12 protein-coding genes and 2 tRNA genes are annotated in these 12167 nt (G+C 67.8%); 8 read left to right on the plus strand and 6 right to left on the minus strand.

What is annotated here, in order from left to right:
• Positions 1–101: 101 nt before the first annotated feature.
• The 3 genes from BLP62_RS00925 to BLP62_RS00935 all read right to left on the minus strand — a co-directional run bounded on the left by BLP62_RS00925 (position 102) and on the right by BLP62_RS00935 (position 3122).
• On the minus strand, positions 102–1106 hold the full coding sequence (locus BLP62_RS00925) for a homoisocitrate dehydrogenase (RefSeq protein WP_093004952.1): 1005 nt from the start codon (positions 1104–1106) through the stop codon (positions 102–104).
• A 64-nt stretch (positions 1107–1170) separates the two neighbouring features.
• Positions 1171–1665 carry a DUF5317 domain-containing protein gene (locus BLP62_RS00930; protein ID WP_093004992.1) on the minus strand — a complete coding sequence of 165 codons (495 nt, stop codon included), beginning with the start codon at positions 1663–1665 and terminating at the stop codon, positions 1171–1173.
• A gap of 50 nt (positions 1666–1715) precedes the next feature.
• Entirely contained in the window at positions 1716–3122 is a 1407-nt protein-coding gene (locus BLP62_RS00935; RefSeq protein WP_093004954.1) for an HD-GYP domain-containing protein, read from the minus strand.
• A 679-nt stretch (positions 3123–3801) separates the two neighbouring features.
• Between BLP62_RS00935 and guaB the strand changes: the two genes are divergently transcribed.
• Complete coding sequence (guaB, locus tag BLP62_RS00940) at positions 3802–5286, plus strand: IMP dehydrogenase (protein WP_093004956.1); 1485 nt, start codon at positions 3802–3804, stop codon at positions 5284–5286.
• Positions 5287–5297: 11 nt separating this feature from the next.
• On the opposite strand, the gene BLP62_RS00945 is transcribed toward guaB, so the two are convergent.
• A complete protein-coding gene (locus BLP62_RS00945) occupies positions 5298–5528 on the minus strand; it encodes a hypothetical protein (protein WP_093004958.1) in 231 nt (76 codons plus the stop codon).
• A 39-nt stretch (positions 5529–5567) separates the two neighbouring features.
• Between BLP62_RS00945 and BLP62_RS00950 the strand changes: the two genes are divergently transcribed.
• Positions 5568–6026, plus strand: coding sequence for a hypothetical protein (locus BLP62_RS00950; protein WP_093004960.1), 459 nt, complete (start codon positions 5568–5570; stop codon positions 6024–6026).
• Positions 6027–6059: 33 nt separating this feature from the next.
• Here the strand turns inward: BLP62_RS00950 and BLP62_RS00955 are convergent.
• Both BLP62_RS00955 and BLP62_RS00960 read right to left on the minus strand, forming a co-directional pair.
• Positions 6060–6136 (minus strand) — tRNA-Ile (locus tag BLP62_RS00955).
• Positions 6137–6233: 97 nt separating this feature from the next.
• A tRNA-Pro gene (locus tag BLP62_RS00960) sits at positions 6234–6310 on the minus strand.
• 55 nt (positions 6311–6365) lie between these two features.
• On the opposite strand from BLP62_RS00960, the gene BLP62_RS00965 reads away from it, so the two are divergent.
• From BLP62_RS00965 to BLP62_RS00990, 6 genes are all read left to right on the plus strand, one after another.
• Positions 6366–6683, plus strand: coding sequence for a cupin domain-containing protein (locus BLP62_RS00965; protein ID WP_093004962.1), 318 nt, complete (start codon positions 6366–6368; stop codon positions 6681–6683).
• Between the two features lie 42 nt (positions 6684–6725).
• Complete coding sequence (locus BLP62_RS00970) at positions 6726–8891, plus strand: sensor histidine kinase (RefSeq protein WP_093004964.1); 2166 nt, start codon at positions 6726–6728, stop codon at positions 8889–8891.
• 4 nt (positions 8892–8895) lie between these two features.
• Positions 8896–9258, plus strand: coding sequence for a response regulator transcription factor (locus BLP62_RS00975; RefSeq protein WP_093004966.1), 363 nt, complete (start codon positions 8896–8898; stop codon positions 9256–9258).
• Positions 9242–10381: a HEAT repeat domain-containing protein gene (locus BLP62_RS00980; RefSeq protein WP_093004968.1), complete on the plus strand. Its 1140-nt coding sequence runs from the start codon at positions 9242–9244 to the stop codon at positions 10379–10381. The genes BLP62_RS00975 and BLP62_RS00980 overlap by 17 nt, the downstream gene beginning before the upstream one ends.
• Positions 10378–11796, plus strand: a complete 1419-nt coding sequence (locus BLP62_RS00985; protein WP_093004970.1) for a glycosyltransferase family 2 protein — start codon at positions 10378–10380, stop codon at positions 11794–11796. Before BLP62_RS00980 ends, BLP62_RS00985 begins: the two co-directional genes overlap by 4 nt.
• A gap of 55 nt (positions 11797–11851) precedes the next feature.
• Positions 11852–12167 (plus strand): helix-turn-helix domain-containing protein (locus tag BLP62_RS00990; RefSeq protein ID WP_143004330.1); only part of this gene is annotated, 316 nt, incomplete at its 3' end.

The raw sequence follows: 12167 nt of genomic DNA on the forward strand, positions 1-12167 counted from the left end.
ACTCAGGCCAAAAGGGGAAGACTCTTTTCCCTTTCCCATCTTACCTCCTCAAGCCCAAAGCCCCCCGGACGAACCGGGGGGCGGAGCGGAGAAGATGGAGGCTAAAGGGCCTTTAGCGCCTCCACCACCTTCTGGGTGAAGGCTTCCGTGGTGGCGTTTCCGCCGAGGTCCGGGGTGCGGGGGCCCTTTTCCAGCACCAGGTCCACCGCCTGCTCCACCTTCCTCGCCGCCTCCTTCTCCCCCAGGTAGTCCAGCATCATGGCCGCGGAGAGGATGGCCGCCGTGGGGTTGGCGATGCCCTTGCCCGCGATGTCGGGGGCGGAGCCGTGGACGGGCTCAAAGACCGCGGTGGCGTCCCCGACGTTGGCGGAAGGGGCCAGGCCCAACCCCCCCACGAGCCCGGCGGTGAGGTCGGAGAGGATGTCCCCCAGGAGGTTGGTGGTGACGATGACGTCAAAGCGCTCGGGCCGCATGACGAGCTGCATGGCGCAGTTGTCCACGATGATGTCCTGCACGTTCACCAGGGGGAAGTCCTTGGCCACCTCCTTCACCGTGTCCAGGAAAAGCCCCTGGGTGAGGGGGAGGACGTTCGCCTTGTGGGCGATGTGGAGGGTCTTCCGGGGGCGGCCCTCGGCGATCCTCAAGGCGGCCCGGCCGATCCTTTCGCTCGCCTTTTTGGAAATCACCGCGTCGGCGATGGCCACGTCCAGGTAGCGCCTTTCCTGCTCCACGTAAAGCCCCTCGGTGTTCTCGCGGACGATGACCAGGTCCACGCCGGGGCGGCTTCCCGGGATGGGGCGGCTTTTGGCGGGGCGGACGTTGGCGTAGAGGTCCAGCCTGCGCCTTAGGTAGCGGATGGCCCCGAAGAAACCGGGGACCTTGCGGGTGGGGCTGGTGGCGGCCCCGAAGAGGGTGGCGTGGCAGGAGAGGATTTTCTCCACCGTCTCCTCCGGCACGGAGGTCCCTCTTCGCTCAAAGGTCTCCCAGCCCGCCTCGGCCTCCACGAACTCCAGGGGGAGGCCCGTGGCCTCCAGCACCTTTCTCGCCGCCGGGATCACCTCGTGCCCGATGCCGTCGCCTTCAATCAAGCAGATGCGGTACGCCATTTCTCCTCCGGGTCAGGGGTACCCCCCTCAACGGGAATATACACTACACAAAGCCCGAAGGGGGCTAGGAACGGAGCGCCAAAAGCCCCAGGACCAGGGTCAGGTAGACCAGGGTGCGGAGGGCCGCTTGGCGTAAGGGGAGGCGGAGGCCCGCCGCCTTCAGGGCGCCTTCCACCACCACGCCCGCGAGGCCCAGGAGGATGAAGAGGTCCCCCGGGCTCACCACCTTGCGCAAGGGGGGTAAGGGGATCACGTCCCCTAAGAAGGGCAGACGCGTGTTTTCGTCCAGAAGGGCGTGGACCGCGTCCCCTTTGGTGCGCAGGAGGCTTGCAAACTCCGCGATGCCCGCCCGCTCCAGGGCGGCGAGGCTCACCGGCATGTGCCCCCCGTTGGCGAAGATCGCCAGGGTGTTGAGGAAAAGGCCCAGGAGCACCAGATAGAGGCTTTTCAGGTGGCGGTTTCGGTAGAGGCCGTAGCCCACCAGAACCAGCACCAGCGCCTTGGCCAAAGGCCCGGCCACCTCCGGGGGGAAGAGGCCCCGGTAGGTGCCGTAGGCCAGCCCCCCCTCGGCCAAGGCGGCGGTGAGGAAGGCCCAAGGGGCCTTGAGCTCTATTCCTCCGAGGTCCTTGAGCCGGGCTCCGAGGGCGAGGGCGAGTCCGAAGCCGAAGAGGGCTGCGAAGAGGTAGAGCGTGATACCGATCCCTCCTTTGCCGCCAGGTAGGCGTGGCGGTCGCGCCAGATGGGGTTCTGCGCCCAAAGCTCGGCGAAGGCCTCCACCAGCCTGGGGTCAAACTGGTGGCCGGAGGACTCCTGGACCTCCTTTAGGGCTTCCTCCGAGGTCTTGGCCTCCCGGTAGGGGCGGCCCGCGGTCATGGCCTCGTAAGCGTCCGCCAGGCCCACGATGCGGGCCTCCTCGGGGATCTCCTGCCCGGCGAGGCGCTCTGGGTAGCCCCGGCCGTCCCAGCGCTCGTGGTGGTAGAGGATGACGTTGTAGACCAGCTGGTCAAAGGCCACCTTCCGCGCCGGGGCGAGGAGCTCGGCGCCTTTGGTGGGGTGGCTTTGGATGGCGGCAAACTCCTTCGGGGTCAGGGGTCCCGGCTTGAAGAGGATGCGCTCGGGGATGGCGATCTTGCCGATGTCGTGGAGCCGGGCGGCCCGGTAGACGGCCTGGGCGTAGGCCTCGTCCCCGTTTTTTACCTTCCGGGCCAGGTCGCGGGAGATGTCCGCCACGCGCTCGGAGTGGAGGCGGGTCATGGGGTCCTTGGCCTCCAGGGCGTTCATGAGAAGCTCCAGGGTAGTGTCAAAGGCCTGCTCCAGGCGCACCTTCTCGTCCCAGTAGAAGCGGCTGTAGTAGAGGGGGATGAGGAAGAAGAGCACCGTCCACCCGCCCCAGCCCGCGAGAAGGGGCGTCTCGTAGGCCCGGGCCAGGAGGAGGGCGATGGGGGAGAGGAGGAGGTAGCTGAGGGCAAGCCAACTGAAGTTTTTCCGCCACGCCTCGCGCCAGGGAACTTTGTTGGCCAGGTGGATGGCGGTGGTCACCAGGGTGGTGTTGGCGAGAAAAAAGGCCAGAGATGCTACGGCAATACCCATCCCCCCGGATAAGTTCCAGGAACCGAGGTAAACGGGGTTCTGCTGGAAAAACTGCCAGGCCAAAGCCGCCAGGGCGGTGGCTATGCCGTCCTGGGAGCGGTTGAAGAGGTTCTTATACCAAACTTTTTTGCTCCAACGAGCAAAGAAGCTAACCAGAGGTGCGACCCAAGGTGGGCTTAATATGACTAAGGCCAGCGCAAACAGAAAAAGCTGACTCATGCTGGCGCTTAGTGGGAGGGGAACGCGGACAGCTATGCTCCAGAAGATGAGGCCACCCCAGAAAAGTAAGTCTAGGAGGCTTAAGCGGAGGGGCATATCCCCGTAGGCCCAAAGCAGGAAACCCTCCAGGGCCAGGAAGCCCAGGAAGGCCGAGAGGACCAAAAAGAGCACCCGCGGCGGGGGAAGCTCCAGGCGTTTAAAGGCCATGGTGGCCTGAGTGTAGCAAATCCCCACCGCTAGAGCAAGTGAAAAAAGGCCAGCTAAGCTGGCCCGGTTTTTATTCCCACTGCGCAGAAGCCCCAGCCGCGAGCCCAAGAGCGATCAAGCTGCCGAGAAGAACCAACACACGTGCGATCAGCTTCTTCATCTTCATCCCTCCTTTTCTTCCGCTTCCGGGGGGTCGGCCCCGTTTGCTTGTCTTTCACTTTAGGGGGGTGGGTCAATGCTGTCAAGAGGGAAAGAATAGGTATCAAAACGATAAAAATTGCTCCTTCTGCCACATAAGATTGGAACTACTCAAAGATACGCTACCCAGCTTAGCACACCCTGTGCTGGCTGGGTAGCCACCTGGCCCGGTGGGGGGAAGCCTTCGGGGTTTGAGGGGAAATGGCCTACCAAATACAGGGGCCCGTGGGGAGGCGAGCCCCCACACGGACCCAGGAATGGCTTAGTTTGAACACACCCCTAGAATGCACGGGCAATACGAAAAATACCTGCGAAATCGCCCCAAGAATGCCTGGCCCAAATACCGCCCCGAAATGGCTGAACGCTTCCTTCGGCTTCCCACCCCCTTCGGGGGTATTCTACCAAACCCCTGGGGGCGGGGGAAGCGCTATGGGAAGCTCGCCCCTGGACCTTTTCCTGCGGAGCCTTTACCCTGGGGAACATGTACGAGGGGAAGATCCTCTACGAGGGGCTCACCTTTGACGACGTCCTCCTTCTGCCCGCCTACTCGGAAGTGTTGCCCAAGGAGGTTTCCGTCAAGACCCGGCTCACCAAGCGCCTCACCCTGAACATCCCCATCCTCTCTGCCGCCATGGACACGGTGACCGAGGCGGAGATGGCCATCGCCATGGCCCGGGAGGGGGGGCTTGGGGTCATCCACAAGAACCTCCCCATAGAGGCCCAGGCGGCCATGGTGCGCAGGGTGAAGCGCTCCGAGGCGGGGATGATCCAGGACCCCGTGACCCTTCCCCCCACGGCCACCCTCGAGGACGCCGAGCGCCTCATGCGGGAGTACCGCATCGGGGGGCTTCCCGTGGTGGACCTCTACGGGAGGCTTTTGGGCCTCGTCACCAACCGGGACATCCGCTTTGAACGGGACCTGAAGCGCCCCGTCACCGAGGTCATGACCCCCTTTGAGCGCCTCGTCACCGCGCCCCCGGGGACCACCTTGGAGGAGGCGGAAGAGATCCTGCGCCGCCACAAGGTGGAGAAGCTTCCCCTGGTGGACGAGTCGGGAAGGCTTAGGGGGCTTCTCACCCTGAAGGACATCGTCAAGCGCAAGCAGTACCCCAACGCGGCCAAGGACGCCCTGGGGCGCCTTTTGGTGGGGGCGGCGGTGGGGGCGAGCAAGGACCTCCCCGAAAGGGCCCAGGCCCTGGTGGAGGCGGGGGTGGACGTTTTGGTGCTGGACTCGGCCCACGGCCACTCCAAGGGCATTCTGGAGGCCCTTGTCTACCTCAAGGAGACCTTTGGGGAGAAGGTGGAGGTCATCGCCGGGAACGTGGCCACCCGGGAGGGGGCGAGGGCCTTGGCCGAGCGGGGGGCGGACGCGGTGAAGGTGGGCATCGGGCCCGGCTCCATCTGCACCACCCGGGTGGTGACGGGGGTGGGGGTGCCCCAGATCTCGGCCATCCTCGAGGCGGTGGCCGGGGTGGAGGGCCTGGACGTGCCCGTCATCGCCGACGGGGGCATTAAGTACACCGGGGACGTGGCCAAGGCCATCGCCGCCGGGGCCCACTCGGTGATGCTCGGCAGCATGCTTGCGGGCACGGACGAGGCCCCGGGGGAGGAGGTCTTGAAGGACGGGCGCCGCTACAAGCTCTACCGGGGCATGGGCTCCCTGGGGGCCATGAAGCAGGGCTCCGCCGACCGCTACTTCCAAGACCCCGGCAAAGGCGGGGAGACCGAGGCCAAAAAGCTCGTGCCCGAGGGGATTGAGGGGATGGTGCCCTACAAGGGCCCGGTGGCCGACGTCCTCTACCAGATCGTGGGGGGCCTGAGGAGCGCCATGGGGTATGTGGGCGCGCCGGACATAGAGACCTTCCGCCGGAAGGCCCGCTTCGTGCGCATGACCATGGCCGGGCTCATTGAGAGCCACCCCCACGACGTGGTGGTGGTCAAGGAGGCCCCCAACTACTCCCGCTGAGGGCGGGGCCCTCAGTCTTCAAAGAGCTTGGCGAAGGCCTCCCCGCCGCCCCGCTTGCGGGCCAGGCGGTAGGTGCCTTCCTTTTCCTCCACCTTGCCCTCCTGCGCCAGGGCCTTCAGGGTGTCCTGAAGCTCCTTTTTGGAGAAGGGCTCTCCTTCCTCGTCCAGGTAGCGCTGGATCTCCTGGAAGGTGGCGAAGCGGAGGGCCTCGAGGGCGCGCATGACCCAACCCTTGCGGTCCATGGCACCATCCTACCCCTTGGGCCGTGGCATCCTGGGGGCGTGGACCCTTACCGGGAGTACCAGGACTACGCGGTGGCCTCGAGGCTCCTCGTCGCCCAGGGGCTTTCCCGGGAAATCCTTTCCCTTTCCCAGTACGCCCGCCTCCGCCTGAGGCGGCTGGAGCTTGCCCGAAGGGGGGAGTGGGGGGCTCTGGAGGCCTTAGACGAGCGCCTGCGCTACGGCTTCTGGACCAACCCCTGGCGCCTGAAGGAGGCCCTGAAGCGCCTGGGCCATGCCCCTTACCTGGCCTCCCCGGAGGCCTTTGAGGGGCTTCTTTTCCCCGAGGAGAAGGCCCGGCTTCGCTACCCCGGGCAGGCCGGGGAGTACTACCTGGGGTTTTTGCGCCTCCCCGCCCTCCTCATGGACCCCGAGGCCTTTGAGGAGGCCCTAAGGGAGCAGGAGGCCCGGGGGGAGCGCCTGCCCCTCTTTCTGAACGCCTTCCACCGGGTCCTGGGCTAAAAGAAACACCCCCACCCTCGGGTGGGGGTACCTTGGTGGGCGATGGTGGACTTGAACCACCGACCTCACGCTTATCAGGCGTGCGCTCTGACCACCTGAGCTAATCGCCCCCGCACGCAACGCTTAGCATAGCGGGAAGGGCCTTCCCCGTCAAGATGGCGCCTTTGGCCGAAGGCGAAACCCTGCCCCCAAAGGGGCAGGGCCTTTTGGTCGGGGAGGCCGGATTTGAACCGACGACCACACGCACCCCAAGCGTGTGCGCTACCAGGCTGCGCTACTCCCCGGCGCGCAAAGGTTAGTCTAGCCCGCCCCAGGCCCTCCGTCAAGTACACTTGGGGCATGGAGATCCGGGATGTGAGGAGCCTGGCGCGCTACGACCCGGAGAAGATGGCCAAGATCCCCGTTTTCCACTCCGAGAAGATGTTCTACGACCTCTACGCCCTCCTTCCCGGGCAGGCCCAGAAGGTGCACGCCCACGAGGGTTCGGACAAGGTGTACTACGTCCTGGAAGGGGAGGTGGTGGCCCGGGTGGGCGAGGAGGAGGCCCTTCTGGCCCCGGGGATGGCCGTCTTCGCCCCCTCGGGGGTGCCCCACGGGGTGCGGAACGAGTCGGCAAGCCCCGCCCTGCTCCTCGTGGTCATGGCCCCCAAGCCCTAGGTTTTCACGGGGTTTTCAAGGGCTGGCCCTATACTCCAAGCGGTGGTCCAGAGCCTTCCCGCCGACCTGGCCTTCCTCGCCGACCTCTTGCGCCGCTACCCGGTGCAGGTGGTCTGGCGGGGGACGGTCCTGCCCGAGGGGCCTTTGCGGGGGGAGAAGCTTTGGGAGGAGGGGGAGGTGGCCCTTTACTGGACGGGAAGCCGCCCCCCTTCTCCGGAGACCCTCGAGGCCCTGCGCCTCCTCCTTAAGGCCTTCCAGGAGGTCCTGACCCTTAGGGAGCGGGAGCTTGCCCTCCTCAAGGCCCAGGACGAGACGGGGAGGCTCCTTAGGCTTCTCCTCCACGAGATCAAAAACCCCCTGATGAGCGTCCTCGGGGCCCTGGAGCTCACCCTGGAGACCGAGGGCCTGCCCGAGGAGGCCAAGGAGCTCTTGGAGATCGCCGAGCGCTCCGCCCGGCGCATCCAGGAGCTTCTGCAGAAGGCCCAGGACTACCTGAGGCTCGGCCAGGGGGTGCGCCTCAAGAGCGAGCGGGTGGACCTGAAGGTCCTCCTCCGCCAGGCGGCCGAGGAGGTGAGGCCCCTCGCCCGAAGGAAGGGCATCGCCTTAAGGCTCGCCCTGCCTCGAGGGGAGGCCTGGGTCTACGGGGACCCGGACTGGCTCTACCAGGCGGTCCTCAACGTGCTGAACAACGCCATTAAGTACACCCCCGAAGGGGGCCGGGTGAGGGTGCGCCTCCTGGTGGGGCGGGACCATTACGGCATCGCCGTGGCCGACACCGGGCCGGGCATCCCCGAGGAGGAGCAGGCCAAGGTCTTTGAGCCCTTCTACCGGGCCTCTACCCGGGGGGAGGTGGAGGGCACGGGGCTTGGGCTCGCCCTGGTGAAGCGGGTCCTCGAGGCCCACGGGGGCGAGGTGCGCCTGAGAAGCCGCCTGGGCCGGGGAAGCACCTTCCTCCTCCTCCTGCCGAGGCCCAGGCCCGGACAGCGGGCCCCCGTGGGGCGGCTCCTCCTCCTCATGGTGGCCCTCATCGCCCTGGCCCGCCTCCCCCTCTTCCCGGCCCCCCTGGGCTCCAAGGCCTTCGGGGAGGTGCCTGCCGGGGAGGTGGTGCGGCTTGGGGGGTTGGAGCTCGCCTTTAGCCCGGACGCCAGGGGGGAGGCCCGGCGCTGGCGGAGCCTTTGGGGCGGGGGGGAGAGGGTGCGGGTGGCCTTGGAAGGCGGGGGGGTGGAGGCGGTGCGGGAGGCCCCCGTGCCCCTCTCCCTCGCCACCCCGGAGGGTGAGGTGCGGCCCACGGGCACCCATTTGCGCCTGAACCGGGCCGAGGGGAGCCGGCTTTCCCTTTACCGGGGGGAAGTGGCCTTAGGGGAAGGGCGCCTCCCCGCCGGGGAGGGGGCGGTGCTGGGGACGGGGGTGCGCAAGAAGCTCCTCCCCGCCCCCCTGGTGCGCCCCGGCCCGGGGCCTCAAGGGGAGGTGGTCTTCCGCCTCCTCCTTCCCCCGGGGGCCCGGGGCTTCCGGGTGGAGGTGCGAAGCGGAGGGGCCGTGGTCCTCTCCGCCCGGGGGGAGGGCGGCCTCTTCCGCTACCTGCCCCAGGGGGACCGCCTGAGCGAGCTGAGGGCCTTCGCCCTGGACGAGGTGGGCCTCGAGGGCTACCCCTCGGACCCCGTGCCCTTCCGGGAGCGGAAGAGCTTCTACGAGGGCAAGCGCCGCCTCCCCCAGGACCCCAAGGGGGCGGAGGGCTTCTTGAGGCGGGCGGTGGAGGCCTTCCCCGACGACGCCGAGGCTTTGGGGGAGCTCGCCTTCGCCCTCTACCTCCAGGGGCGGCACGCCGAGGCCAAGCCCCTTTACGAGAAGGCCCTGGCCCTCCTGGACGGCCCCGACCTCCGGGTGCGCTACGGCCGCCTCCTCTACCACCTGGGCCGCTACGCCGAGGCCGAGGAGACCTACCGCCGGGTCCTGGCCCAGGACCCCGGCAACCTGGACGCCCGCTGGGGCCTGGCGGAGGTGGCCCTGGCCCTGGGCCGGGCCAAGGAGGCGGAGCTCCTCGCCCGGCAGGTGCTAGGCCTCAGGCCCGATTACCCCCTGGCCCGCTTCACCCTGGCCAAGGCCCTCCTGGAGCAGGGGAAGAAGGAGGAGGCCAAGGCGCTTTTGCGGGAGGAGCTTCGCCAAAACCCCGACCCCGAGGTGAAGGCGCTTTTGGCCCGCCTAGAATGAGGGCGTGGCGCGGGTCCTGGTGGTGGAGGACGACCCCGCGGTGGCCGCCGTGCTGGAGATGGCCTTGAAACGGGCGGGGCACGAGGTGCGCCTGGCCCGGGACTTCCCCTCGGCGAAGGCGGCCTTGGCGGAGGACGTGGAGGCGGTGGTGCTGGACCTAAACCTCCCTGGGGGCTTCGGCCTGGACCTCTTGCGCCACCTCCGCCAGGAGCTCGGGAAAACCACGCCGGTGGTGGTCCTCACCGGGCTTAAGCAGGAGCGCCACGTGCTGGAGGCCCTCAGGCTTGGGGCCCAGGACTACCTGACCAAGCCCTTTAGCCCTAAAGAGCTCCTCCTCCGCCTGGAGCGGTATGTGGCGGCGGGGTGAGCGCCTCTACGCCCTCTTGGTCTTTGGGGTGGTGGCCCTCGAGGCCCTGGCCCTGGGCCAGCTGGTGGGGGTCTTTTCCGCCCGCCTCTTTTCCCTCTTGGGCGTCTCCCTGGCCTATCGGGCCCTCCTGCAGGCCCTCTTCCTCACGGGGCTTGCCCTGGTCCTCCTTTCCGCGTACATCCTCCTTTACCACGCCTACACCGCCCTTCGGGAGGAGAGGGACCGCAGGGCCTACGAGGAGTGGCTTGGGCGCTTCGCCCGGGCCCTCTTTGAAGAGGAACCCCTGCCCCCACCTCCCTGGCCGAGGCCCGCCCTGGAGGCCCTCTTGCGCCTCCGGGAGACCCTCCAGGGGGATTTGGCCAAGCGCCTCACCCTTTGGCTTCGCCAGGCGGGCCTTCCCTGGGCGAGGGCGCTTCGGGGGCGGTGGGCCTCCCGCCCTGCCCGCCTGGAGGCCCTCGAGGCCCTGGCCCAGGCCCGGCTTCCCGAGACCCTGGGCCTGGTCCTCCCTTACCTGGAGCACCCGGACCCCGTGCTCCGCCTGGCCGCGGCCCGGGCCGGGGCCAGGATCGCCCAGGGGGAGGGGGTGGAGGCTTTGGCCCGGGCCCTCCTCGCCTCGGGGCTTCCCCGAGGGGCCCTCCTGGAGGCCCTCCTCCTCCTGGAAGAAAGGGCCCTTCCCGTGGTGGCCCTCTTCCTGGAGAAGGGGGGGAGGGAGGAGCGCTGGGCGGCCTTGGAGGCCCTGGGCCGCCTTAAGCTCCATCCCCTCGCGGAGAGGATCGCCTCCTTCCTGGAGGACCCCGACCCCGAGCTCAGGGCGGCCGCCCTGCGGGCCCTTTGGCGGCTGGGCTTCCTGCCCCCGGGCCTTGAGGGGGCGGTCTTAGCCCACCTGAAGGCCCCGGAGGAGTTTTTAAGGCTTCAGGCGGTGCGGCTCCTTCCCCTCCTCGGGGGAGCCTTGGCGCGAAGGGGCCTTTGGGGGGCCCTTTCCGACCCCTCCTTCTACGTGCGCCGGGCGGCGGCGGAGGGGCTTAAGGAGCTTGGCCTCGAGGCCCTGGCCGAGGCCGCCCGGGCCCACCCTGACCCTTACGGCCGGGCCATGGCCGGGCAGGTGCTGCGGGAGGCGACATGAAGCTTCTTTTCCTCACCTACCAGCTCTTCGTCCTCGTCTACTTCGCCCTCCTCAACCTCCTCTACGCCCTCTTCGCCCTCTTCGGCGTCCGCATGGTGGCCCGCTACGCCCGGGAGCTCTCCGAGCTCGCCCTCAAGGACCTCTTGGAGCGGGAGGCCTACCTGCCCGTCTCCATCCTGGTCCCCACCTACAACGAGGAGAAGACCATCGCCGCCTCGGTGCGCTCCTTCCTGGCCCTGCACTACCCGGAGTTTGAGGTGGTGGTGGTGGCCGACGGCCCCAAGGACCGCACCCTGGAGGTCCTTAAGGAGGCCTTCCGCCTGGTGCCGGTGGAGGCGGTCTTCCGCAGGGCGCTTCCCACCAAGCCCATCCGGGGGGTCTACCGCTCCCTCACCCATCCCAACCTCCTGGTGGTGGACAAGGAAAACGGCGGCAAGGCCGACGCCCTGAACGCCGGGCTCAACCTGGCCCGCTACCCCCTTTTCTGCGCCGTGGACGCGGACAGCCTCCTGGACGCCCAGGCCCTCCTGCGGGCGAGCCGCCTCTTCCTGGAGGACGACCGGGTGCTGGCCGTGGGGGGGACCATAAGGCCCCTAAACGGGGCCCGGGTGCGGGAGGGGGTGGTGGAGGCCCTGGGCCTTCCCCGGGGCTTTCTGGAGAAGATGCAGATCATTGAGTACGCCCGGGCTTTTTTCCTGGGGCGCGCCGGGTGGAGCGCCATGGACGCCCTCCTCATCATCTCCGGGGCCTTCGGGGTCTTCCGCCGGGCGGAGGCCCTTAGGGTGGGCGGGTACCGCACGGACACCGTGGGGGAGGACATGGAGCTGGTGGTGCGCCTCCACCGCCGGGCCCGGGAGGAGGGGAGGGAGTACCGCATCCTCTACACCCCGGACCCCATCTGCTACACCGAGGTGCCCTCGGACTGGGCCACCCTAAGGCGGCAGCGGGACCGCTGGCACCGGGGGCTTTGGGAGGTGCTCTGGATCCACCGGGCCATGCTCTTCAACCCCCGCTACGGCCGCTTGGGCCTCGTGGCCATGCCTTACTTCTTCCTCTTTGAGGCCCTGGCCCCGGTGGTGGAGGTGCTGGGGTACCTGATGCTTCCCGTCTTCCACCTCTTGGGCCTTCTCAACCTGGAGTTCGCCCTGCTTTTCTTGCTTTTGGCCGTGGGCTACGGGGTTCTCCTCTCCCAGCTCGCCGTGGGCATGGAGACCCTGCTCCTCAAGCGCTACCCGCGGCTTCGCGACCGGCTTTGGCTCCTCTTTCTCAGCGTGGTGGAGGGGCTTGGGTACCGCCAGGCCTTGGCCTTGGTGCGCTTTGGGGCCACCTTCCGGGTGTGGCGCAAGCGAGGGGTGTGGGGGGAGATGCGGCGCAAGGGCCTAGAGGCGGAAGCGCCAGACCAGAAGAAGCCTTAGGCTCATGGAGGCCAGGATGGGCAGGTGATACCCTTTCTTGTTGTATTCTTCGTCCATGACCGTGGCCGACCACCTGACCCTGAACGAGCTGTGGCGGAGGGTCAAGAAGGCCAAGGACCCGATAGAGAAGCATCGCTTCCTGGCCGTCTACCACGCCAAGCGGGGACTCGCCGCCAAGGAGATCGCCAAAATCACCCTCAGCTCCACCCGCTGGGTCCAGGAGACGGTGCGGCGCTACAACCGGGAAGGGCCGGAGGGCTTGAAGGACAAGCGGCACCAGAACCCGGGCCAGAAGCCCAAGCTGACCCCGGAGGAGCAGAGGAGGGTCCTGGAGGCCCTCCAGGGCCCCCCACCCGACGGGGGCCTGTGGA

Origin of the sequence: Thermus arciformis (assembly GCF_900102145.1) — a bacterium.
In the GTDB taxonomy this organism is placed as follows: Bacteria; Deinococcota; Deinococci; order Deinococcales; family Thermaceae; genus Thermus; species Thermus arciformis.

Coding starts and splice junctions, on each gene's coding strand:
- BLP62_RS00925 (WP_093004952.1), bottom strand. CDS start 1,106: ATGGCGTACCGCATCTGCTTGATTGAAGGCGACGGCATCGGGCACGAG.
- BLP62_RS00935 (WP_093004954.1), bottom strand. CDS start 3,122: ATGGCCTTTAAACGCCTGGAGCTTCCCCCGCCGCGGGTGCTCTTTTTG.
- guaB (WP_093004956.1), top strand. CDS start 3,802: ATGTACGAGGGGAAGATCCTCTACGAGGGGCTCACCTTTGACGACGTC.
- BLP62_RS00945 (WP_093004958.1), bottom strand. CDS start 5,528: ATGGACCGCAAGGGTTGGGTCATGCGCGCCCTCGAGGCCCTCCGCTTC.
- BLP62_RS00965 (WP_093004962.1), top strand. CDS start 6,366: ATGGAGATCCGGGATGTGAGGAGCCTGGCGCGCTACGACCCGGAGAAG.
- BLP62_RS00980 (WP_093004968.1), top strand. CDS start 9,242: ATGTGGCGGCGGGGTGAGCGCCTCTACGCCCTCTTGGTCTTTGGGGTG.
- BLP62_RS00985 (WP_093004970.1), top strand. CDS start 10,378: ATGAAGCTTCTTTTCCTCACCTACCAGCTCTTCGTCCTCGTCTACTTC.